A 22,294-nucleotide genomic window follows, 5' to 3' on the forward strand; every position below is an offset into this window, starting at 1 on the left:
CACCTGTTGACTTCATGTCGAATGGGGAAGCTACGGTCACCAGCCTAGCGATTGCCCGCGGCCGACCCGAGCATTCGGCCCCGCATGGCGGGGTGTTTCTGGCAAATATTGCTACCCTTGGAGGCGTGAATACCGAAGAACTCGTCCAGGACTGGGCCCCGCTGCCCGACATCGCCGAACTGACCGGGCTGAGCATCTCCCAGGTGCGGAGGCTGCTCGAAGACGACGCGATCTGCGGAATCAAGATCGGCAAGCCCAAGGTGATGCAGGTGCCCCTGGCCTTCTTCAAGGACGGCGAGGTCGTCACACCGCTCAAGGGCACACTGAGCACGCTCCACGACGCCGGGTTCGACGACGAAGAGGCGATCATCTGGCTCTTCACGCCCGATGAGTCGCTGCCCGGTCGCCCCATCGATCTGCTCCGCGCCGGCAATCGCAAGGAAGTCAGGCGCCGCGCCCAGGCCCTCGCGTTCTGAGGGGCCGTGTTCTGAGAGGTCCCTGCGTTCTGAGGGGCACTCGCGTTCTGAGTGGGACCCGGCGCGAAGTCAAGGCGTGGGAATTCCGCACGGTGATGTGAACCCGGCCGTGCTGATCCCGGTGCTGAGTCGGGGAGCGGGTCAGCTCGTGCGGTAGCTCAGTGCCGTCGCGAACTCCTTCAACCGCTCCTGTGCGGGAGCTCCGATCCGGACCCTCGCCGTGGCGGTCGGATCCGAATCGGCTGCCGACGCGGTCGTCGGTTCCGACGTGGACGTCTCTGTCGCCCACCCGGACCCTGCTGCTCCGGGCCTTGCCGCCTCGGTCCCTGCCGCTGCCCAAGTGTCGACGAGATTCTGCGCGCGGGCGTGCTTGTCCTCGATGAAGGCCTCGACGGCGGCCAGGCCGCCCGATGAGGTGATCATCTCCACGCATTCGGCCACCTCGGCGTCGGTGAGATCCGGATCGCCCAAGCGGGAGGCGAGCACATCGAACTGCGCGGGCGAGATCCGGGCCACGGTCTCGGCGATGAGCACGGTTCGCTTTCCCTCGCGGATGTCGTCCCCTGCCGGTTTGCCCGTGGCCTGCGGGTCGCCGGCGATCCCGAGCACATCGTCGCGCAGCTGGAAGGCCTGACCGAGGGGCAGGCCGAAGTCGGAGATCTCATCAAGCAGATCGTCGTCCGCTCCGGCCAGGGCCGCACCGAGGAGGAGCGGCTGCTCGACCGAGTACTTCGCTGATTTGAAGCTCAGCACCTCCCACGCCCGCTCGCCGATGCGGTCATCGTCGAGGGCGATCACCTCGGCGAGCACGTCGAGGTACTGGCCGACCATGACATCGCGGCGGACGGTGCCCCGCAGTTCGCGGGCACGCGTGTTTCCGCCGAGCGTCTCCTGCGCACGTTCGAACAGCTCCTCGCTCAGCGCCAGACAGATGTCGCCGATGACGATGGAGGCCGAGACGCCGAACGATTCGGCATCCCCGCGCAGACCCTGCCGACCATGTCGGGCTTCGAACTGGCGGTGCAGGGACGGCTGGCCGCGGCGGGTGTCGGAATGGTCGATGACATCGTCATGGATGAGTGCCGCGGCATGAAGCAGCTCGAGCGATCCTGCGGCCTGCGCGAGACCGGCGGCGGGGTTCACGGGGCTCGTGGGGTTCGCGGACCTATCGGCGCTTCCGGACACGCGTCCGCCGGCGAGCTGAAAGCCCCACCACAGCAGGACAGGACGGATCCGTTTGCCGCCGCGAGTGAAAGCGGTGAGTGACTCACCGATCGCCGCAGCATCGGGGGAGATGGCCTCGAACTGGGCGGCCTTCTCGGCGAGGAAGGTTTCGAGCTGCGCGGACACCTCGGCGGCGATCGACTGCGGTGAGTCGAGCTCGGCGACCGGCCGTGAGGACGGGGTGGAGGGCCCTCCCGGACCCAGGGGATGGTGCGAGGTCATGAAGCGATGTTTCCGCCGACGGTGACGATCGACTGTGCCTTGTCCTCGGAGTCCTCGGCGACCGTGACGACCAGGACGCTGTCGTTGTCCGTGTTCGTGAAGTTGACCACGCGTCCGCTCTTCGTCTTCGTCTCATCTCCGAGCGGCTCGAACTTCGCCTTGCCGAGCTCCTTCTCGTAGAACTCGAAGACGTCCTTCGCATGGGCCTTCGCGCGGACGACGAGACTGACCTGTTCGGGAAGCTTCGAATCCTTGTCGTTGTGGGCCTTGACGACCGAGGCCGAGAGCACCTCCGACTTCGGGTACGGCTTGATGTAGTCAGGCAGGTCCTTGACGTCGTTCGAGGTGTCGGAATCGGATCCCGTGGCATCGGTCGAGGCCTCTGCGGATGCACTCTGGGTCTCCGTCGGAGTCGCCTCGGCGGCGGAGCTCTGCTCGGCCTTCGGGGTCGAATCGTCGGCGCCCGAATCGCCCGAGGAGCACCCCGCGAGGGCGAGAGCGGCGGCGATGGGCAGTGTCATGACAGCGGTGCGCGATACCATGCTTCAAGAATACCCGGAGAGCTCTGCGGGGCCGAAAGGAACGAGTCCGAGGGGGAGGCGATGAGTCGCAAGCAACTGTCACGCTCCGGCGGCGATCTCAGCCGTCTGGGCACGGACGACACCGGGGCGACGATGCTCCACCTCGACATGGACTCGTTCTTCGTTTCCGTCGAACTCCTCACCCGACCCCAGCTCATCGGCCGACCTGTCATCGTCGGCGGTCGCAGTGGCCGCGGCGTCGTGGTCTCGGCCAGCTACGAGGCCAGGGAGTTCGGCGTCCATGCGGCCATGCCCATGTCCCGGGCGATGAACCTGTGCCCCATCGCCGAGGTGATCCCACCCTCCCACGGCCTGTACTCCACCTATTCCCGGCAGGTCTTCGACCTCGTCGCCGAGGTCACCCCCGACGTCCGACAGGTCAGCGTCGACGAAGCGTACATCGACGTCTCCGGTGCCGTGCGCCGCCTCGGTTCTCCGGTGACGATCACGTCCGAGCTGCGCGCGAAGATCAAGGAACGGACCGGCCTGAGTGCCTCGGTCGGGATCGCCGGCAGTCAGGTGGTGGCCAAGCTCGCCTCCGCCCGGGCCAAACCCGATGGGCAGCTGCTCGTTCCGCTCGCCGTGACTCAGGACTTCCTCGACCCGATGCCGATCGAAGCCCTGCCGGGTGTGGGGGAGAAGACGCAGCAGGCCTTCTCCCGCTACGGCATCCGCCTCATCGGTGACCTCGCCGACGTCGACGAAGCGTGGGCGGCGCGCGTCTTCGGCGCCCACGGGCACGCGCTGTGGCGAGCCGCCCACGGTCAGGACTCCTCCGGATTCGACCGGCAGGCGAAGGAGCACTCGATCAGCGCCGAGCACACCTTCCCCGAAGACCTCTGGGACCTCGATGTGCTCGAACACGAACTGCTGCGCCTGGCCGACAAGGTGGCCTACCGGGTGCGTGCCGAGGGCAAGGTGGCAACGACGCTGGGGCTGAAGTACCGCCTCGGCGATTTCACCACTCTGTCGCGGTCGGTGACGCTGCCGGCGCCGACGGACCTCGCCCGGGAGATGTACGAGGCGCTGCGCCCGGCGATGCGCACGCTGCGCGAGCAGCGCACCCAGGGAGTGCGCCTGCTCGGAATGCGTGCGGCGGGACTCATCGACTTCTCCGCCACCGGACGGCAGGCGACCTTGGATGAACCCGAGCATTCGGGGCGTGAGGCCGAGGTGGCGCTCGACGAGGTGAGGCGGCGGTTCGGGACCGCAGCGATCTCGCAGGCCTCGCTTCTGCGCAAACGCAGCGACGACTCGTAGGCGGTGAGCCGGGCCATAGTCTGAAGACCCAGTGAGAATCCGCACTCCAATGGCCTCCCGAGATGTTTTTTCGGTGCTCAGAGACTATGATTGTTTCAAAGTCTTGAGTAGGGAAACGGGGGTTCGAGATGCCACTCTCCGATCACGAACAGCAGCTGTTGGATCAACTGGAGCAGCAGCTGCGCAGTGAAGACCCCCGTTTTGCACGCAATATCTCGGAAACGCAGGCCGCGGCCACGGGCCCGGGATTCTCAGCCAAGCGCTTCGTCCTCGGCATCCTCATCGCCCTGGCCGGACTCGCCGCGACGATCCTCGCGATCTCGCTCGTGTCCACTTCGATGTGGTTCATCGCCCTCGGCGTCGTCGGCTTCGGTCTCATGGTCGTCGGCATGTATTGGGCGTTCAGCCGTCCGGGTCGCACGCACACCACCCAGACCGAGACGAAGAACGTCGGCTCGAAGTCCGAGTCCAAGGGCAGCGCCGGCTTCATGAGCCGTCTCGAAGACCGGTGGGAAAAGCGCCAGCGCGGCGAATGACTTCGGTCCCTGAGGATCAAGGCACTCTCATTCTGAGGGTGCCTTTTTCTATGCCCGGTTCGGCCGTGCGTGGTTCTGCGCCAGCTTCGGCCGGCGCCTCTCGACACTTTTCTGAGTCCGCTTCTCGGGCCGAAGCACAGCCGGGCGCCGATTTCCACGTGGGGCGTCCACCGGCGGCTTGGGGCGACTGTCTGCTCGGGGGCGATCGCCTGCTCGAAGGCGACTGTCGGCCGGCGGCTTGGGGCGACTGTCTATCGGAAGTGCACACGTAGTGATGAAAAACAGTACGCATGCACTTCCGATGCACAGTCGCACCGTGTGGCCGGCGAGGCGACGCTGGATGATCACGGGAGCCGGGGTCGGCCTGGGGCTGATCGCGGCAGTATTCGCCTTCGGAGAGCTCAGCCATCTGCGTTCGAGCTGGCGCCGGCTCGGCTCTCGTGGCGTCGGGGGTGGGTCGGACTCCGCTGCCGGCAGGGCGGACCTCGCCGGTGGAGGTGCCGTGCGAGGCGCCGCGGGCGGAGAGCACGCCGCAGGGGGCGCGGTGCGAGGCACCGGAGGCGGGTCGGACGTCGCCGGAGGGGGTGCCGTGCGAGGCGCCGCGGGCGGAGAGCACACCGTACGAGGACCCACCGCGGGAAGCGGGAGCGATCAGATCGTTGTGGTGCTCGGATACCGCAACCGCGGCACGAAGGCCAACGGGCTCAACCGGTTTCGGGCCAAGGCCGGCCTGCGTTCGATCGACCCGGCCGCCGGCTCACCGGTGGTGATCTTCTGCGGAGGCTCCGTCGCCGGCGCTGTGCCCGAGGCTCGCCTGCTCGATGACTATGCCCGCGACGAGCTCGGCTTTGTCGGCAGGTCGCTGTTGGAGACGGAGAGCACGTCGACCTGGGAGAACATCGCCAGGGCGACAGCGCTCATCGACGAGGTGATCCTGCCCGAGTCGACCATCTGCATCGTCTCGAACTCCCATCACGCCGAAAAGGCCCGCGAACATCTCTGGCAGATGCGCCCCGACCTCGGTGAGCGCCTCGTCCGCGGGGCCGACTACCGATTCGGCGAGCTTCCGCTCGTCAAACCGATCGCCGCAGCCCGCGGACTCCTCGCCCTGCGCGAGATGGACCGGGCACATGCTGAGCGCGAGATGGACTGGGCACACGCTGAGCGCGACTGAATCGGCACTCACTGAGGTCGACTCACCCGGCACACGGTGGGTGAGACACACTGTGCTCTGAGGGGATGGCCCGTGCGCTGGCCGCCTGCACGGGCCGGTGACGTTCACCCGACTGTCACTTCGGCGGGTCGAAGAGGCTGGCCGGCCAGATCTTCGCCGAGATCCGACTGCCCGGAGTCGCCCGTTCGGACAGATCCGTACCGACCTCATCGATGAGCGCACTCACCTCGGAGGGATCGAGCGGTTCGGACGCGGCACCGTAACGCTGCGCCTCGAGGGCATCGACGAACGCCGACAGCGCGGTATCGTCCCGGTCCCCGGCATCCGGTTGCGTCGGCACCGGACTGCGCAGACGTCGCAGACGCTCATCCGAGGATCCGAACGACGTCGTTCCGGCCGCACCGGCTCCCGCCGAGGACCCGGCAGCCACCTCGGCGGCCGATTTCCGTGTCGGAGTACCGTCCCCGGAATCTGCTGCGACGGCTCCCGAATCGGCCGCAGCCGCTCCGTTTCCGGCCGCGTCGGACGATGTCTCGGTTCCGGTTGCGGGACTCGCAGCGTTCGACGCCCCCGACTCGGCAGCGTCGGCCCCGGCCGAACCAGCGGCACTGGAACCGGCCGAACCCGTGGCACCGGCCGTATCGGACCCGGCGGTATCGGCCCCGGCCGAACCCGAAGCACCGGACCCGGCCGAACCCGTGGCACCGGCGAGGATGAGCTCGTTGAACCGCAGCGTCCCGCTCGGGTCGAGGCTCTGCCCGTAGTCGGTGGCGAGAGCGCGGACCTCGGTCCACACGGCCTCGAGGTCCGTCGGATCGTTCGTCCGCCGCGACCGCAGGATCGACCGCCAGATCGCGGGCATCGCGGCCAGGAGCAGCAGCACGAGGATGATGATGCCGCCCCACACGTATGTGCTCAGATCGGCGCCCGCCGGCTGTGCGGCCTGAGTGGACGTCTCTTCCTCGGTGGGCTCTTCGGAACCGCCGGCCGCGGTCTCCGAAGCCTCGTCGGAGGGCTCCTCGCTCGGGCTCGCGGACTCCGACTCGTCTTCCGAGTCGTTCTCCTGTGCGCCGCTGGCCAGAGTCCACTTCGGCGGATCCCCGGCCGGGCCGCCGGGAGTCGGTTCGAAGCGCACCCACCCGGCACCCTCGAAGTAGAGTTCCGGCCACGCGTGCGAATCCTGCATGCTCACGTCGTAGCCGCCGTCGGCCTCGTCGCCGCCGGCGAAGCCGACGCCGATGCGGGCGGGGATTCCCATCGTCCTGGCCATGATCGTCATGGCCGAGGAGAACTGGACGCAGTACCCCTTCTTGTCGTTGAGGAAGTCCGAGATCGCGTCGCCGCTGGCGCGTTCCGGGGCATCGAGTGAGTACTCGAACTCACCGCTGCGGAAGTATGCCTGCAGCAGGACCGCGGCCTCCCACTGGTTGTCGGCATCGGCGGTCACCCGTTCGGCGGTCTCCTTGACGGTGTCCGGCAGGGAATCGGGCACGGCGAGCTCGGTCTCGAAATCGCTCTCGCTCACCGGCGTCGCGTTCTTCAGGTCATCGACCGATGGGTTCGGCGAGAGATAGTCCATCGAGTACTTCAGGCCACCGGTCTTCTCACCGTTGCCGACGACCGTCAGGGTCTTCTCGTCGAAGATCCACCGCCGATCGAGACCGTTGGGCTGCTGCGGGGCATAGGGCGAAGGCAGGTACTGCTGGTCGTACTTGTCGCCGACGCGCACGTCGATCGTCTCGTTCTTGAAGTTCGTCTCACGCGGCATCCCCTCGGGCCAGGGCATGCCGTCTGTGGCGATCGCGAAGGGGTCGAGGCCGAAGGCACTCGGCGTCCAATTCTCCCCATCGAATTCATCGATCGAGGTCAGGCGGATCGGATCCGACTCCTCGCCCGTCGTCTCGTAGCTGAAGAGCGTGGCATCGTCACGGTCGCCGAGGTTCTGCCGGAGATTGAGGAACGGGTTCGTCACGGTCAGATCGCCCTGTCCGTTCGAAGCCCGGTCGGGCAGACTCGGCACAGGAGGCAGCGCCAAGGGAAGTCCGAGGCCGATGCCCAGAGCCAGCGCACCGGCGAGGACCGCGGTCAGTCCGCCCCTCCACCGTGTGGCCGGCAGATACGGGCTGAGCATGAGCAGCAGGAACGCAGCGAGAATCGCGACGATATGCCACCAGCGGACCTCACGGGAGGCGAAGTAGACGGGAATCATCCACAGCACGAGCAACAGCACACCGCCGACCTTCGGAGCCCGGAGGTCGGAGACGAGACCGTCGATGAGGATCGTGATGAGCGTGAACGCGATCGTGAGCATCGCGGTGAAGCCCGGGGTGCTCGCCGCCGGGGGAGCGGTGGCATAGAGATCGCTCACGCCGTCGGAGAGTCGGTCGATGACCATGCCGAAGGACTCGCCGGTGGGAATGAACCCGAGGATGAGCGAACCCTTCGCACAGATCGCGAAGACCGCGATGAGACCGGCCACACATTGGGCGATCACGGCGGTGCCGCTCGACCGCAGCGCCGGAATGCTGCGGAAGACGGCGCCGACGACGACGATGACGGCCGACGCCACGAGCACGGGCGGCAGCCACGCGAAGTCGGAGAACACGGCCGAGATCGCCACAGCGGTCAGCACCATCGCCGCGAAGACGATGCCGGCCTCGAGCCAGCCCGTCGGCGGACGCGTGTCCTGCGTCGACAGGGGGTCGGCCGAATCGTGTCCGTCCGACTCGCGGTCCACGGCGGGTGAGGTGTCGAGACTCATCGTCCCACCCCCTGCGGTCCGTCGGGCATCGGCGATCCGACGCCGGCGCTGCCTCCCGGGGTCGTGCTCGACTCGGCGGGCGATTGCGAGGCGGTGGACCGACGCTTCGATTCGAAGGTCGTCCAGGACTCGGGCAGATCCTCGCTGAGGCCGATCATCGTCAGATCACCGATCTCGCTGAGCGTGCGCAGCGTGACCGGGACCCTGCGGGAGAACGCCGAGGCGAGCTCCTGCCCGCGCTCGTCACCGACGGCACAGATGACGATGTGATTCGGATTGTCATGCTTGGGCAGTTCGACCCTGCCCGGTCGCACGATTGCGGAGAGAAGGCGCAGCCTGTCGATGTCGCGGGCTCCTTTGAGTCTGGTCTCGTGTCCGGGCGCGACGACGAAGACTTCGTAGTCGGACCGGAGGAAGGCAGTGCCGGCGGAGACGGCGGCGGCGAGGAGGAATTCGATCTCCTGCTCGCTCGGCTGAGCATCCGCGGCGTCGGCAGCGAGGTCGATGACGATGAGGGCATGCAGCGTCTCCTCATCGGCTTCGTGGCGGACCATGAGCTCACCGGACTTCGCCGTCGAAGGCCAGTGCACATGCCGCAGATCGTCGCCGGGCACGTACTCACGGGTGTGGAAGTCACGGGTCGTATGCCCCGAGCGGACCTTGCCGTCGTCGAGGCGGGCCGGCCGGATCGAGGAGTCCTTCGGGATGCGCGCGCCGAGGATCGGCACCGATACGGCCACGGGGAATGCCCCGCGCACCTTCCGCTTCATCTTCACCAGACCGAAGGGACCGAAGACGGTGATGAGCACAGCCTCGATGCCCGAGACGCCTCGACGGTTCGGGGTGAACGAGGTGAGCACGGTCTGGGAGGCCCGGTGCGCCAGCGGCGGAACCTCTCCCGATGTCGAATCGCCGAATCCCTCGGCGGCGACGAAGTCGATCGTCGCCGCGGGAATCGCGAGCTGACCGATGTTCGTCACCCGGGCCTCGACCTCGACCTCCTTGCCCTCGGCCGCCAGCGGGTAGCGGTCGCGGGAAGCGGCCAGAGCCACCTCGGGCAGGGGAGTGGACATCGTCACCGATACCCGGCGGGTGCCCCAGACGATGAGCAGAGCCGAGAGAACGACCAGACCGAGCAGCAGCAGCCCGGCCGGAAGCAGCCCCGGCAGCGCGAAGCGGTAGGCCGCGATGATCAGCGCCGCTCCGGCCAGGACGAAGATGATTCCAGAGGTGCTCAGTCGCATGCGTTCACTGGTTCGTCGAGACGGGCACGCGGGCGAGCACGCGGCCGATGAGGTCGGTGGCCAGCTCGGAGTCGTCACCGTCGCGGGGGATGATGCGGTGGGCGAGGATGTAGGGCGCCAGGGCCTGCACGTCGTCGGGAGTGACGAAGGTCCGCCCCGACAGCGCCGCCCGAGCCTTGGCGGCCCGCAGCAGGTGGACGCCGCCGCGCGGCGAGCTGCCGAGCAGGATCGCCGGATCGTTGCGGCTGGCCTGGAGGATCGCCACGATGTACTCGCGCAGCGCCTTGCTCGCCGAGACGTGCCGGACGATCGTGCGCGCCTGCGTGATCTGCTCGAGGTTCGTCACTGCGGCAGCCGTTTCGAGCGGATCGTTCTGGATCTGGTTGTCCAGCAGGTCGACCTCATCCGCCGTGGCCGGATAGCCCAGCGAGATGCGAGTGAGGAAGCGGTCGCGCTGTGCCTCGGGCAGGGCGTAGGTGCCCTCCATGTCGATCGGGTTCTGCGTGGCCACGACGATGAACGGCGTGGGCATCTGATAGGTCTGCCCGTCGATCGTCGCCTGACCTTCGGCCATGCACTCGAGCATCGCGGACTGGGTCTTCGGCGAGGCGCGGTTGATCTCGTCGGCGATGACGATGTTCGCGAACACCGGTCCCTGCCGGAACTCGAAGTGGCGGGTCTCCTGATTGAACAGGTTGACACCGACGACATCGGTGGGCAGCAGATCGGGCGTGAACTGGATGCGCCGGACCGAACCGTCGACGACCTTGCCCATGGCGCGGGCAAGCAGCGTCTTGCCGACTCCGGGGACGTCCTCGAGGAGGACGTGGCCGCCGGCGAGCAGAGCGATGAGCGAGAGCCCCACTGCCTCGTCCTTGCCTTCGAGCACCGAGTTCATGGCCGTGCGTGCCCGGGAGGTCAGATGCTGCACCCATTCGATGTGTTCAGCACCGATCACGGAATTGGTCTGTGTACCTTCTTGGCTGATCGACATAGCCCCATTGTCTCCTATCCCCGCGCCCCCAGCCACACGAGGTTTTCCCAGGCTCCCCACTTCGCTCCCCACCCCACTGCGCCATCCCTCCATTCCCCTCCCCGAGGCGGCTCCCCACTCCGCTCCCCACTTTCCTCCACACGGACCCTCCACTTTCCTCCCCACTTCGCCCCACCTCGGCGACGGGGAAGGCTGAGATCCGCACAATCGTGCGGATCTCGCCCCCTGAACCCACCCTCGCCGAGGTGGCTCACCCCTACCGTTGATCCGCCGTCCGACACCCCGATCGACCCGCCACGACGCACCGATGCGAAAAAATCCCCACTTTCCTCCACCTATCTGACCTGGGAAAACAATGCCTTCTAGACATCGGAGAGGCGAAGAGCTGGAATAGGTGGAGGAAAGTGGAGTACTGTGGTTGCTATCGGAGCCGATGGGTTTCGAAAGGGGTGAGACGACATGTTCTTGGGCACTCATATGCAGAAGCTCGACGACAAGGGTCGCCTCATCCTGCCCGCAAAGTTCCGCGAGGAGCTGTCGCCCGGACTCGTTCTGACCCGTGGCCAGGAGAACTGCCTCACCCTGTTCCCCACTACGGAGTTCGAAGCCGAGCACGCGCGAATCCAGAACGCGCCGAAGACGAATAAGGAAGCCCGCGACTACCAGCGTGTGTTCCTGTCGGCGGCATTTGCGGATCAGCCGGACAAACAGGGACGCATCACGGTCCCGAACATATTGCGGCAGTACGCATCACTTGATCGGGAGGTCGCAGTGATCGGCATGGGCAACCGAGTCGAGATCTGGGACGCACCGACCTGGGAGGACTACCTCGTCGGCGCTCAGCAGACCTTCGCCGAACGCGAGGAGGAGGTGATTCCCGGAGTGATCTGATTCTGCTCGGGTTTGATCCTTGCCCGCCGCGCTCGAGTTTCGGGGAACTTCCCCGTTTCCGAAGCTCGGATGTCCTGACACACTTCCCCGGTGGCAGGGCCGCGGCGGACAAGGTTCTGGCTCCAGCAGCACCACCACGACCACCCACGCACGAAGGATCCGACCATGACAGCTCAGCACGTTCCGGTGCTCCTCGAGCGCGTGGTCGAGCTCATCGGCATCGGCGTCGAAGCCGCACGGGCCGCCGGCATCACACCGGTCGTCGTCGACGGGACCCTGGGCATGGGCGGGCACGCCGAGGCCGTGCTCACCGCCTTCGACGACGTCCACCTCGTCGGCATCGACCGCGACACCCAGGCCATCGACATCGCGGCGAAGCGCCTGAGCCCCTTCGCCGACCGCACCGATATCGTCCACGCCGTCGACGACGAGCTGCCGGAGATACTGGACGACCTCGGCATCGATTCCATCAGCGCGATCCTGCTCGACCTCGGTGTCTCCTCCCTGCAGCTGGACGAGGACGACCGCGGGTTCTCCTACTCCCGGCCGGCACCGTTGGACATGCGCATGGACAGGACCCAGGAGCTCACCGCCGCCGAGGTGCTCGCCACCTACTCCGAATCCGAGCTGCGCCGCATCCTCCGCGAATACGGGGAGGAGAAGCTGGCCGGGAAGATCGCGAAGATCATCGTCACCGACCGGGCGCACACCCCGTGGGAGACCTCGGATCAGCTCGCGGCGATGCTCTCCCGAGTGATCCCGCAGACGAAGAAGAAGTCGCACCCGGCCAAACGCACCTTCCAGGCCCTGCGCATCGAGGTCAACGACGAACTCGGCGTGCTGCGCACCGCGCTGCCGGCGGCGCTGAAGGCGCTGCACATCGGGGGAGTGGCCGTCATCGAGTCCTATCAGTCGCTCGAGGACACGATCGTGAAGAAGACCTTCCGGACCGCCACGACCTCCTCGGCGCCGCCGGACCTGCCGGTGGTTCCCGAGGAGCATCAGCCGTGGCTGGCCGAGATCATCCGCGGAGCCGAGATGGCCGACGAGACAGAAGCAGAGAACAATCCGCGGGCGGCCAGCGTCCGTCTGCGGGCAGTGCAGAAGATCAGGGAGGCACGATCGTGAGCAATTCCCCGGCAAGAGCAGGTCGGCCCGACTTCCCCGAACGGTCCCGCCGCCTCGAGCAGGCCGGCGGCGGCCTGAGCAGCCCGAAGCTGCGGCTGCTCAAGTTCGAACTGCCTCAGTCCCGCCTGCCGTTCTCGCTGATGTGCGTGGCGATCCTCGTGGCCACCCTCGTGGCGGTGCTGCTGCTCAACATCTTCGTCTCCCACACCTCCTACAAGGTCGACCAGCTGACCAGTGAGAAGGAGGCGCTGGCCGAGCAGAAGGACCGCCTCGTCGAGGACAACTCCTACCGCGAGTCCCCGCAGAACATCTCCCTCGCCGCCGAACACCTCGGCCTCGTGCGCGACTCCTCCCCGGAGTTCCTCGACGCGAAGACGGGGAAGATCATCGACGCCCCAGGCATCGACGTCAGCGGTGAGAAAGAGCCCACAGTCGTGCCCGGGCCGCGTGCCGATACACGAGAAGACCTGCGACCCAATCTACGATCGGATGAGAAGCTCCCGGTCGTCGGGGGCAGTCCGAGTGAGGACGTCGCGGCTCCGAGCCAGGAGACCCCGAAGTAGTCCGAGCTCGCGGGCAGACGGTGCAGACCCGGCTGCGCGTGGAACCGAACGCGAACAGAGCTTAAGGACCAAGGACTCGGCTATGGGCTCAGGTAAGAATCGACTCAAGAGGAAGCGCAGAGGCTCCGGCCCCAACCTGCGACTGCGGATGGGAGCCATCGCCGCCATCGCGGTCCTCGCCCTCCTCATCACCTCGGTGCGACTCATCTCCATCCAGGGGATGGATTCGATGCAGCTTGCCGAGAAGGCCCTGTCCAACCGCCTCGTCACCCGCACCCTGCCCGCCGACCGCGGACAGATCCTCGCGTCCGACGGCACCGTGCTCGCCGACAGCGTCTCCCGCTACCAGCTCGTCGTCGACCAGGAGAACGTCGCCCAGTACAAGGTCGACGGCAAGCTGGTCGGAGCCTGGGGTGCGGCCGAAGCCCTGGCCAAGCCGCTCAACACGGATCCGGGACTCATCTATCCGAAGCTCGTCGGCGACAAACGGTGGAACCCCGTGGCCAAGGGACTGACCTCGGAGACCTGGCGGGCCGTGCAGAAGCTCGACGTCCTCGGCGTCTCCGCCGAGGAGTACTCCGTGCGCTCGTACCCCGCAGGCGGGATCGCCGGCAACCTCGTCGGCTTCCTCAGCTCCGACGGCACCGCCCAGGCCGGACTCGAGATGGCCTATGACAAGGAGCTCTCCGGCACCGACGGTCAGCAGCAGTACGAACGCGGTGCGCGTGGGGAGATCATCCCGCTCGGGGACAACAACATCAAGGACGCCGTCGACGGCGAAGGCTTGCAGACGACGATCGACCCCGACCTCCAGTACTACGCGCAGCAGGCCATCGAGGAGCAGCGGAAGAAGCACAAGGCCGAATCCGGGTCCATCGTCATCAAAGACGTCAAGACGGGGAAGATCCTCGCCGCCGCCGACGCCCCCACTGTGGACCCGAACTCGCCGGGCGAGGTCGACGGCGACGATCGCGGCTCACGGATCTTCACCGACGTCTTCGAACCCGGCTCGACGGCGAAGATGGTCACCGCCGCGGCCCTGCTCGACCAGGGTCTCGTCACTCCGAAGTCGGAATTCACGGTGCCCGACAAGTGGAAGGCACCCAACGACGAGGAGTTCCGCGACTCCCACCCGCACGAGGATGAGAAGCTCACCTTCGCCGGCATCCTCGCCCAGTCGTCGAACACCGGCACGATCCTCGCCGGACAGAAGCTCACCGAGGCTCAGCGCTACGAATACATGAAGAAGTTCGGCTTCGGCTCCACCACGGGAATCGGCTTCCCTGCCGAGACCGGGGGAATCCTCCACCCGTATCAGGACTGGGACGGACGCACGAAGTACACCGTGATGTTCGGCCAGGGTGTGGCCGCGAACGCACTGCAGACCACCGACGTCATCTCGACGATCGCCAACGGGGGAGTCCACGTCCCCTCCCGACTCGTCGACGGCATGATCTCCCCGAAGGGACAGACCGTGTCCGATCCGGCGGGCAAGACCCAGCGCGTGGTAAGCAAGAAGGCCGCCGACCAGACCCTGCGGATGCTCGAGGGTGTCGTCGCCGAGGGCACCGGCAAGTCCGCGCAGGTGTCCGGCTACCGGGTGGCCGGCAAGACCGGCACCGCTCAGGCGCCTGCCGCCGAGGGCGGCGGCTATGACGGCTACACCGCCTCGTTCGTCGGGGTGCTGCCCGCCGAAGACCCGCAGCTGGCGATCTCCGTGACTTTGCAGAGGCCCAGAGACGGCTATTACGGTGGACAGGCCGCCGCCCCCGTCTTCTCCGATGTCGCGGGTTTCGCGATGCGCCATCTGAGGATCCCCCCGTCGACCGAGAAGCCCGACCTGCCTGCTCGAGAATGGAAATGATGCGTTTTTCACAGCTGCTGCCGATCGCGCCCGGCACCCTCCACGGCGATCCCGAGAAGGAGGTCACGGGAGTCTCCCACGACTCGCGGGCGGTCACCCCAGGTCAGCTCTACGCGGCGCTGCCCGGGGCGAATGTGCACGGGGCGACCTTCGCTCCCGACCTCATCCGCCAAGGCGTCGACGCCGTGCTCACAGACGCGCACGGGTGGGACCGCATCACCGACGCCCTCAGCGGAACTGTGGCCGACCGGGAGCTGCTCGAAAAAGTCACCGCGCTCATCGTCGAAGCCCCGCGGGCGGTGCTCGGATACGTCTCCGCAGCCGTCTTCGGGACCACCTCGGCGCCGGAGCTCATCGGCGTCACCGGGACGAACGGCAAGACCACGACGACCTACCTGGCCGACGGAATGCTCGCCGCCCTGGGCCACCGGACCGCCGTCATCGGCACCGTGGCCATCCTCATCGCCGGAGACACCGTTCCCAGCGTGCGGACGACCCCCGAGGCGCCCGAGCTGCACGCCCTGTTCGCGAAGATGCGGGCGGCCGACGTCGACACCTGCACGATGGAGGTCTCCTCCCACGCCCTGAGCCAGCACCGCGTCGACGGCGCCCACTTCACCGTGGCCGGGTTCACGAACCTGTCCCAGGACCACCTCGACTTCCACAACACGATGGAGGAGTACTTCGAGGCCAAGGCAACGCTGTTCACCCGCACCTTCTCCGACCGTGCCGTCATCGTCGTCGAGGACGACTGGGGCGAGCGGATGGTCGCGGCCTCCCAGGTGCCCGTGCGCACACTCGGCCGCGACGAGCGCAGCGAATGGCGCATCGAGCACACACCGGGCGAGTCGGAGTTCCTCCTCCACCTCGGTCGGGGAAGCGACGCGAATCTCGGTCGGGGAGACGACGCGGATGCGGCTGCCCGCGCGGACGGAGGGCCACGATCAGCGGTCGACCAGCCCGAAAGCATCCGGCTGCGATCACCGCTGCCCGGGGACTTCAACGTCACGAACACCGCCCTGGCCGCAGCCATGCTGCTCGAATCCGGCATCAGCCCCGCAGAACTCGACGCGATCGGCCGCAGCTTCGCGGCCACGGTGCCGGGCCGGATGGAGATCATCGACGTATCCGGTCCCCGCGCCCTCGGCCAGTCCCACCCCGAACTCCTTCCCCGCGCCATCGTCGACTACTCACACACCCCCGACGCGATAGCGAAGGCGCTGGCGAGCCTCGACGCCGATTCCGAGGAGCTCGTCATCGTCTTCGGCGCCGGCGGCGACCGTGACCGCGGCAAACGCTTCGGCATGGGCCAGGCTGCCGCTCGCGAGGCCGACGTGATCGTTCTCACCGACGACAATCCCCGCACCGAGGACCCGTCCGCGATCCGCGCCGCCATCCGCGAAGGCATCGACGCCGAGGTGGCTGCGGGAAACGCACGTGTGAAAAAGATCATCGAAGTCCCCGATCGCGGAACCGCCATCGACGAGGCGATCGCGTCGGCACACCCGTCTGCGACCGTGCTCATCGCAGGAAAGGGACACGAGACAGGCCAGACCGTGGGCACGACCGTGACCGAATTCGACGACCGTGCCCGGACACGCTCGGCGCTGTCCATGCGACTGGGCGGGGCACAACCAGGTAAAGTTCACAGTTGATATGAAGCGACTGACTGCAGCCGAGATCGCAACCGCCCTCAGCGGCGAGTTGTACGGCATCGACCCCGAGACCCCATTGACCGCCGGCGTGGTGACCGACTCGAGAGAGGTCGGACCCGGCGACATCTATGTTGCCCGCCGAGGCGAGAGCTTCGACGGCATCGAATTCGCCGCCTCCGCCATCGAGGCGGGTGCGGCGCTCATCATCGGCGAATCCGTCCCCACCGTCGATGACGAACCCCTGCCGAGTGTGGTCGTGGCGGATGCCACCGAGGCGCTGGGGCAACTGGCCAAGCACAGCATCGAGGGCCTGCGCGCCGACGGTGAGCTCACCGTCGTCGCGATCACCGGTTCCGTCGGCAAGACCACGGTGAAGGACCTCGCTGCGGACCTGCTCGCCGGCGCTGCCGAGACCGTGTGGCCGCCGAACTCGTACAACAACGAGGTCGGGGTGCCGCTGACCGCGCTGCGCGCCGTCGAGTCGACCCGGTTCCTCGTCCTCGAGATGGGCGCCCGTTCAATCGGCAACCTCGCCTACCTCACGAGCCTCATCCGCCCCGACATCGCCGTCGAACTCGCCGTGGGCACCGCCCATTCCGGCGTGTTCGGGTCGATCGAGAACACCGCCCGGGCCAAGGCCGAACTCGTCGAGTCCCTGACCGCCGGGTCGACGGCGATCCTCAACGCCGACGACGCCCGCGTGGCCGGAATGCACGAGGTGCTCGCCCCCGATGTGAACACGCTGTGGTTCTCGCAGCGGGAATCCCTGCCCGAATGGGTCGGGGCGAACGATGAGGTCGTCCGCGGCACGTCGATGAGCACCGACGCCTCGGGTCACCCCGCGTTCACCCTGACGCTTCCCGGCGAGGAGCCGCAGGACTTGCGGCTGGCCCTCATCGGCGAACACCATGTCGGCAACGCGCTGGCCGCCGCGGCCATCGCCCATGCCTGCGGGGTCGGAACGAAATCGATCGTGACCACCCTGTCGACCTCCTCGGCGGCGAGCCGGTGGCGGATGGAGCTCATCGACTCGCCCTCGGGCGTGACGGTGCTCAACGACGCCTACAACGCGAACCCCGAGTCGATGCGGGCCTCCCTGAAGACGCTGGCGTCGATGGGCCGCGGAGACGACGAGAACGGACCACGCCGAACCTTCGCCGTGCTCGGTGAGATGCTCGAACTCGGTGACGAGTCCGTGTCCGCGCATTCGGACATCGGAGAACTCGTCGTCCGCCTCAACATCACCCGCACCATCGTCGTCGGCGAGGGCGCGAAGCCGATCTTCAACGCCGCGAACCTCGAAGGCTCATGGGGCAATGAGGCCGCGTGGGTCGCCACCGCGGCCGAGGCGAAGGATCTGCTCTCCGCCGAACTCGCCCCCGGCGACATCGTTCTGTTCAAATCCTCCCGCGACGCCGGACTGCGGTACCTCGGGGACGAAATCGCCGGTGTATCGGGGGCCCAATGATCGCCGTACTGCTCGCAGCCTGCCTGGCTCTCATCTTCGCCCTCGTCGGGACCCCTCTCTTCATCAGGGTGCTCGTCAAACAGGGCTACGGCCAGTTCGTCCGTGACGACGGCCCGACCTCGCATGCGACGAAGCGCGGCACCCCGACGATGGGCGGAGTCGTCATCATCGGCGCCGCCATCCTCGCCTACCTGCTCGGACACCTCTTCACCGGGTCCGTGCCGACCGCCTCTGGGCTGCTCGTCCTATGGTTGGCCGGGGGGCTCGGCGTCGTCGGCTTCCTCGACGACTTCATCAAGATCAAGAAACAGCGCTCCCTGGGTCTGCGCCCGGTGCCCAAGCTCATCGGGCAGGCCTTCGTCGGCATCTCCTTCGCCGTGCTCGCCCTGCAGTTCCCGAACTCCTTCGGTGAGACCCCGGCATCGACGAAGATCTCGTTCATCCGCGACACGAACCTCGACCTCGCCTTCGGCTCCGCGGTGCTCGGTCTCATCCTGTTCGTCGTCTGGGCGAACCTCATCGTCACCGCCGTGTCCAACGCGGTCAACCTCACCGACGGCCTCGACGGACTCGCCGCGGGAGCCTCGGTGGTCGTCTTCGCCGCCTACGTCGTCATCGGCACCTGGCAGTCGACTCAGAACTGCAACCTCATGTCCGAGGCCACGAACGCCTGCTACTACATGCGCGACCCCCGCGACCTCGCCATGGTCGCCGGCGCCATGGCCGCCGCCTGCTTCGGCTTCCTGTGGTTCAACACCTCACCGGCGAAGATCTTCATGGGCGACACCGGTTCGCTGGCCCTCGGCGGCGCCTTCGCCGGACTCGCGATCATGTCGCGCACTGAACTCCTGCTCATCGTCCTCGGCGGACTCTTCGTCATCATCACCCTGTCGGTGATCATCCAGGTGGCCTCGTTCAAGACCACCGGCAAACGGGTGTTCCGGATGGCCCCGCTCCAGCATCACTTCGAGCTCAAGGGCTGGGCAGAGGTGACGATCGTGGTGAGATTCTGGATCATCGCCGCACTCTTCGTCATCGCCGGCATCTGTCTCTTCTACGCCGATTGGGTGGCCCGTGTTGGCTGATGAGGAGACGATGAGCGGAGCCGGCCCGGCCGGGCAGGTCCCGGCTGCACTGAGCGGTCCGAGCTCCTCCCTGGCCGGACTGCGCATCCTCGTCACCGGCCTCGGCGTGACGGGCTTCCCCGCTGCCGTCCACCTCGGCGAACGCGGTGCCGACGTCATCGTCATCGACGGCGACGATCAGGCCGACGTCAGCGAGAAGGCACAGATCCTCGAGGTCTTCGACGTCGACATCCGTCGCGGTCCCGAACACGTCGAGGCCCTGCCCGAGGGACGCCTCGACCTCGTCGTGACCTCGCCCGGCTGGCGACCTGACCAGCCGGTGCTCGCCGCCGCAGCCGCCGCGGGCATTCCCGTCATCGGCGAGGTCGAGCTGGCCTGGCGGATCCGCGGGACCAATGACGCGAAGTGGCTGGCCATCACCGGCACGAACGGCAAGACCACGACCACGACGATGCTCGAAGCGATGCTGCTCGCTGCGGGACTCAGGGCCAAGGCCTGCGGCAACATCGGCACGCCCCTGCTCGAGGCCGTGCTCGAACCCGGACTCGAGGTTCTGGCGATCGAACTCTCGAGCTTCCAGCTGCACTGGCAGGAGTCGATGAGCGCCGACGCCGCCGCAGTGCTCAACATCGCCCCCGACCACCTCGACTGGCACGGCAGCGCCGAGGCCTACGCGGCCGACAAGGCGAAGATCTACCACAACGCGAAGCTCGCGTGCGTGTACAACTGCGCCGACGACGCGACCTTGCACATGGTCGAAGAGGCCGATGTCGTCGAAGGCGCCAAAGCCATCGGCTTCACCACAGGTGTGCCGCACCCGGGCGAGCTCGGGGTCGTCGAGGACCTGCTCGTCGACCGGGCGTTCATCCCGCAGCGCTACTCCTCGGCCGCGGAGATCGCGGCGGTGAGCGACGTCGCGACCGCCACCGGCGTCGAAGGCAGCCGACCCGCCGACCATCAGGTCGCCAATGCCCTGGCCGCGGCCAGCCTGGCCCGAGCCATCGATGTGCCGGGACAGGCGATCGCGGCCGGACTGCAGAACCATTCGCTCGGCGCCCACCGTATGGTCACCGTGGCCGAACAGAACGGCCTCCGCTGGGTCGACGACTCGAAAGCGACGAACACCCACGCCGCAAACGCCTCGCTCGGGGCCTTCGACTCGATCGTGTGGATCGCCGGCGGACTGCCCAAGGGTGCGGACTTCACCGCACTGTTTAACGATCATCGGGACCGGATCAAGGCACTCGTGCTCATCGGTGCCGACGACTCGGCCTTCCGCGAGGCGATCGCGGCAACCGTTCCCGACCTCGAGGTCGTGCGCATCGAACCGGCGCTGGGCATCGACTCCGGTGTTCCGAAGCGACGTGGAGAGGCGGTGGCCTCCGCCGCCGTTGCGGCCGCAGCGCAGTTGGCGGGACCGGGAGACACCGTGCTGTTGGCTCCCGCAGCCGCGAGCATGGACCAGTTCCTCAACTACAACACGCGCGGCGAACTGTTCACCGAGGCCGTCCACACCCACCTGGGGCGCTGACATGGGACGGCAGACCACCGCGAAGGCGGATGAGCGCCGGCGCAGGAAGAACGCGAAGGCATCGCTGAAGGGTGGACCTGCGGCGCGCCCGACCCCATCCGTGTCGGAGGCGTCGTCGTCGGCCGCGTCGACGAAGCCCGCGCGGACGAAGGTCACCGTCGGTGCTCGAACCGGGACGGCCGCAGGCTCGGCGGCAACCGGCTCGACAAAGTCGGGCCCCCGCGTCACGAAGCCGAGCACGTCTGCGAAGAAGCCCGCTGCTCAGGCGTCGGGACCGAAGACATCGAACACCGGTGCGAAGACGTCCCGCTCCAAGACCTCCGCCGTGAAGACTTCGGGCAGCGACGCTCAGACCTCGAACACCGGCGCGAAGACGCGCAGCCGAACGACCGTCCCGGTGATCAAGCGCGCCTGGACGTCCCTGCGCGCGGACTTCACCCGAGGCTCCGCCTACCCGCTGACGACCTACTACCTCATCCTGTTCTCCGTGCTCGCGCTCACCGGGCTCGGCCTCGTCATGGTGCTCTCGGCCTCCTCGATCACCTCCTACGCCGGGGGAGAAGGCTCGTCGTTCGCGTACTTCAACAAACAGGCGATGTTCGCCGGCATCGGCATCGTGCTCATGGTGGCTGCGAGCCTCATGCCCCTGAGCGTGTGGCGCAGGATCGCCTGGTGGGTGCTGCTCGGCGGACTCATCCTGCAGGCGGCGGTGTTCCTGCCCGGGCTCGGCAAGGCGACGAAGGGCAACGCGAATTGGATCGGCTTCGCCGGTTTCCAGCTCCAGCCCTCCGAATTCCTCAAGGTCGCGTTGGCCCTGTGGCTCGGCTTCATCCTCGCGAAGAAGTTCGGGAAGATGGACACCTTCGGTCACGCCATGATTCCCGTCGTACCCGGCGTCCTCGCCGCCGCTGGACTCATCGTCGCCGGCAACGACCTGGGTACCGCGCTGGTCATCATGGCGATGGCCGTCGTCTGCCTGTGGGTCGGTGGGTTCCCGATGAAGTACTTCCTCATGCTCGGCGGGGTGCTCACCGCCGCCGTCGTGTTCTTCGTCCTCAGCTCCGAGAACCGACTCAAGCGCATCGAGGCCATGCTCACCGGTCACGCCGACCAATCGGCCGCGGACACGATGGGCCAGGCCTGGCAGTCCAACCACGGACTGTTCTCCCTGGCCTCGGGCGGCTGGCTGGGAGTCGGGCTCGGCGCCAGCCGTGAGAAATGGTCCTGGCTGCCCGAGGCCCACAACGACTTCATCTTCGCGATCATCGGCGAAGAGCTCGGACTCGTCGGCACGCTCGCGGTCATCCTCGTCTTCGCGATCCTCGGCTACGGCATCATCCGCGTGGTCATGCGCTCGAAGGACCTCATGGTCCAGGTCGCCGCCGCCGGCTACTTCGCGCTGCTCATCGGCCAGGCCGGAATCAACATCGGCGTCGTCACCGGCATGCTGCCCGTGATCGGACTGCCCCTGCCGTTCGTGTCCTACGGCGGCTCATCGATCATCTCCTCCCTGCTGGCCGTCGGTGTGCTGCTCTCGTTCGCCCGAACCGAACCCGGCGCCGAGGCGGCCATCGCCGTCCACAAGGACCGGATGCGGTCCTCATTCGCCGTACTAGCCCGCAAGAGAAGGAAATGAG

At 67.2% G+C, this 22,294-nt stretch carries 18 protein-coding genes; 13 read left to right on the plus strand and 5 right to left on the minus strand.

What is annotated here, in order from left to right; all coding sequences use genetic code 11:
• The first annotated feature begins 125 nt into the window (after positions 1–125).
• Positions 126–476: an Rv2175c family DNA-binding protein gene (locus HK401_RS03575; RefSeq protein WP_166972379.1), complete on the plus strand. Its 351-nt coding sequence runs from the start codon at positions 126–128 to the stop codon at positions 474–476.
• 141 nt (positions 477–617) lie between these two features.
• On the opposite strand, the gene HK401_RS03580 is transcribed toward HK401_RS03575, so the two are convergent.
• Both HK401_RS03580 and HK401_RS03585 read right to left on the minus strand, forming a co-directional pair.
• Positions 618–1,922, minus strand: coding sequence for a polyprenyl synthetase family protein (locus HK401_RS03580; protein ID WP_181273324.1), 1,305 nt, complete (start codon positions 1,920–1,922; stop codon positions 618–620).
• Positions 1,919–2,464: a hypothetical protein gene (locus HK401_RS03585; protein WP_258233993.1), complete on the minus strand. Its 546-nt coding sequence runs from the start codon at positions 2,462–2,464 to the stop codon at positions 1,919–1,921. Before HK401_RS03585 ends, HK401_RS03580 begins: the two co-directional genes overlap by 4 nt.
• Positions 2,465–2,524: 60 nt before the next feature.
• Here HK401_RS03585 and dinB point away from each other — a divergent pair, with 60 nt between their 5' ends.
• The 3 genes from dinB (at position 2,525) to HK401_RS20980 (ending at position 5,473) form a co-directional block, all read left to right on the plus strand.
• Entirely contained in the window at positions 2,525–3,763 is a 1,239-nt protein-coding gene (gene dinB, locus HK401_RS03590) for a DNA polymerase IV (protein ID WP_181273325.1), read from the plus strand.
• 128 nt (positions 3,764–3,891) lie between these two features.
• Positions 3,892–4,299 carry a DUF3040 domain-containing protein gene (locus HK401_RS03595; protein WP_181273326.1) on the plus strand — a complete coding sequence of 136 codons (408 nt, stop codon included), beginning with the start codon at positions 3,892–3,894 and terminating at the stop codon, positions 4,297–4,299.
• Positions 4,300–4,600: 301 nt separating this feature from the next.
• Positions 4,601–5,473, plus strand: coding sequence for a YdcF family protein (locus HK401_RS20980; RefSeq protein WP_219921714.1), 873 nt, complete (start codon positions 4,601–4,603; stop codon positions 5,471–5,473).
• A gap of 115 nt (positions 5,474–5,588) precedes the next feature.
• On the opposite strand, the gene HK401_RS03605 is transcribed toward HK401_RS20980, so the two are convergent.
• From HK401_RS03605 to HK401_RS03615, 3 genes are read right to left on the minus strand one after another with little or no spacing between them, the layout of a single operon-like run.
• The gene (locus HK401_RS03605; protein ID WP_181273327.1) at positions 5,589–8,234 is read right to left on the minus strand and encodes a transglutaminase TgpA family protein; all 2,646 of its coding nucleotides are present in this window, start codon (positions 8,232–8,234) and stop codon (positions 5,589–5,591) included.
• On the minus strand, positions 8,231–9,478 hold the full coding sequence (locus HK401_RS03610; RefSeq protein WP_181273328.1) for a DUF58 domain-containing protein: 1,248 nt from the start codon (positions 9,476–9,478) through the stop codon (positions 8,231–8,233). Before HK401_RS03610 ends, HK401_RS03605 begins: the two co-directional genes overlap by 4 nt.
• Positions 9,479–9,482: 4 nt before the next feature.
• Positions 9,483–10,472, minus strand: a complete 990-nt coding sequence (locus HK401_RS03615; protein WP_181273329.1) for an AAA family ATPase — start codon at positions 10,470–10,472, stop codon at positions 9,483–9,485.
• Between the two features lie 459 nt (positions 10,473–10,931).
• Here HK401_RS03615 and mraZ point away from each other — a divergent pair, with 459 nt between their 5' ends.
• The 9 genes from mraZ (at position 10,932) to ftsW (ending at position 22,293) form a co-directional block, all read left to right on the plus strand.
• The gene (gene mraZ, locus HK401_RS03620; protein WP_181273330.1) at positions 10,932–11,363 is read left to right on the plus strand and encodes a division/cell wall cluster transcriptional repressor MraZ; all 432 of its coding nucleotides are present in this window, start codon (positions 10,932–10,934) and stop codon (positions 11,361–11,363) included.
• A 165-nt stretch (positions 11,364–11,528) separates the two neighbouring features.
• Positions 11,529–12,491 carry a 16S rRNA (cytosine(1402)-N(4))-methyltransferase RsmH gene (gene rsmH, locus HK401_RS03625; protein ID WP_181273331.1) on the plus strand — a complete coding sequence of 321 codons (963 nt, stop codon included), beginning with the start codon at positions 11,529–11,531 and terminating at the stop codon, positions 12,489–12,491.
• A complete protein-coding gene (gene ftsL / locus HK401_RS03630) occupies positions 12,488–13,054 on the plus strand; it encodes a cell division protein FtsL (protein ID WP_181273332.1) in 567 nt (188 codons plus the stop codon). The genes rsmH and ftsL overlap by 4 nt, the downstream gene beginning before the upstream one ends.
• Positions 13,055–13,136: 82 nt before the next feature.
• Entirely contained in the window at positions 13,137–14,918 is a 1,782-nt protein-coding gene (locus HK401_RS03635; protein ID WP_258233994.1) for a peptidoglycan D,D-transpeptidase FtsI family protein, read from the plus strand.
• A complete protein-coding gene (locus HK401_RS03640) occupies positions 14,918–16,573 on the plus strand; it encodes a UDP-N-acetylmuramoyl-L-alanyl-D-glutamate--2,6-diaminopimelate ligase (RefSeq protein ID WP_258233995.1) in 1,656 nt (551 codons plus the stop codon). The genes HK401_RS03635 and HK401_RS03640 overlap by 1 nt, the downstream gene beginning before the upstream one ends.
• A gap of 1 nt (position 16,574) precedes the next feature.
• Positions 16,575–18,041, plus strand: a complete 1,467-nt coding sequence (locus HK401_RS03645; protein WP_181273334.1) for a UDP-N-acetylmuramoyl-tripeptide--D-alanyl-D-alanine ligase — start codon at positions 16,575–16,577, stop codon at positions 18,039–18,041.
• A complete protein-coding gene (gene mraY, locus HK401_RS03650; RefSeq protein ID WP_181273335.1) occupies positions 18,038–19,126 on the plus strand; it encodes a phospho-N-acetylmuramoyl-pentapeptide-transferase in 1,089 nt (362 codons plus the stop codon). The genes HK401_RS03645 and mraY overlap by 4 nt, the downstream gene beginning before the upstream one ends.
• Before the next feature lie 10 nt (positions 19,127–19,136).
• Positions 19,137–20,657, plus strand: coding sequence for a UDP-N-acetylmuramoyl-L-alanine--D-glutamate ligase (murD, locus tag HK401_RS03655; RefSeq protein ID WP_181273336.1), 1,521 nt, complete (start codon positions 19,137–19,139; stop codon positions 20,655–20,657).
• A 1-nt stretch (position 20,658) separates the two neighbouring features.
• Entirely contained in the window at positions 20,659–22,293 is a 1,635-nt protein-coding gene (gene ftsW, locus HK401_RS03660) for a putative lipid II flippase FtsW (protein ID WP_181273337.1), read from the plus strand.
• Position 22,294: the final 1 nt, after the last annotated feature.

The organism is Brevibacterium oceani (genome assembly GCF_013623835.1).
GTDB lineage: Bacteria > Actinomycetota > Actinomycetes > Actinomycetales > Brevibacteriaceae > Brevibacterium > Brevibacterium oceani.

Coding starts and splice junctions, on each gene's coding strand:
- HK401_RS03640 (WP_258233995.1), top strand. CDS start 14,918: ATGCGTTTTTCACAGCTGCTGCCGATCGCGCCCGGCACCCTCCACGGC.
- dinB (WP_181273325.1), top strand. CDS start 2,525: ATGAGTCGCAAGCAACTGTCACGCTCCGGCGGCGATCTCAGCCGTCTG.
- HK401_RS03605 (WP_181273327.1), bottom strand. CDS start 8,234: ATGAGTCTCGACACCTCACCCGCCGTGGACCGCGAGTCGGACGGACAC.
- HK401_RS20980 (WP_219921714.1), top strand. CDS start 4,601: ATGCACAGTCGCACCGTGTGGCCGGCGAGGCGACGCTGGATGATCACG.
- HK401_RS03615 (WP_181273329.1), bottom strand. CDS start 10,472: ATGTCGATCAGCCAAGAAGGTACACAGACCAATTCCGTGATCGGTGCT.
- HK401_RS03595 (WP_181273326.1), top strand. CDS start 3,892: ATGCCACTCTCCGATCACGAACAGCAGCTGTTGGATCAACTGGAGCAG.
- HK401_RS03580 (WP_181273324.1), bottom strand. CDS start 1,922: ATGACCTCGCACCATCCCCTGGGTCCGGGAGGGCCCTCCACCCCGTCC.
- rsmH (WP_181273331.1), top strand. CDS start 11,529: ATGACAGCTCAGCACGTTCCGGTGCTCCTCGAGCGCGTGGTCGAGCTC.
- ftsW (WP_181273337.1), top strand. CDS start 20,659: ATGGGACGGCAGACCACCGCGAAGGCGGATGAGCGCCGGCGCAGGAAG.
- murD (WP_181273336.1), top strand. CDS start 19,137: ATGAGCGGAGCCGGCCCGGCCGGGCAGGTCCCGGCTGCACTGAGCGGT.
- HK401_RS03610 (WP_181273328.1), bottom strand. CDS start 9,478: ATGCGACTGAGCACCTCTGGAATCATCTTCGTCCTGGCCGGAGCGGCG.
- mraZ (WP_181273330.1), top strand. CDS start 10,932: ATGTTCTTGGGCACTCATATGCAGAAGCTCGACGACAAGGGTCGCCTC.
- HK401_RS03585 (WP_258233993.1), bottom strand. CDS start 2,464: ATGGTATCGCGCACCGCTGTCATGACACTGCCCATCGCCGCCGCTCTC.
- HK401_RS03635 (WP_258233994.1), top strand. CDS start 13,137: ATGGGCTCAGGTAAGAATCGACTCAAGAGGAAGCGCAGAGGCTCCGGC.
- mraY (WP_181273335.1), top strand. CDS start 18,038: ATGATCGCCGTACTGCTCGCAGCCTGCCTGGCTCTCATCTTCGCCCTC.
- HK401_RS03645 (WP_181273334.1), top strand. CDS start 16,575: ATGAAGCGACTGACTGCAGCCGAGATCGCAACCGCCCTCAGCGGCGAG.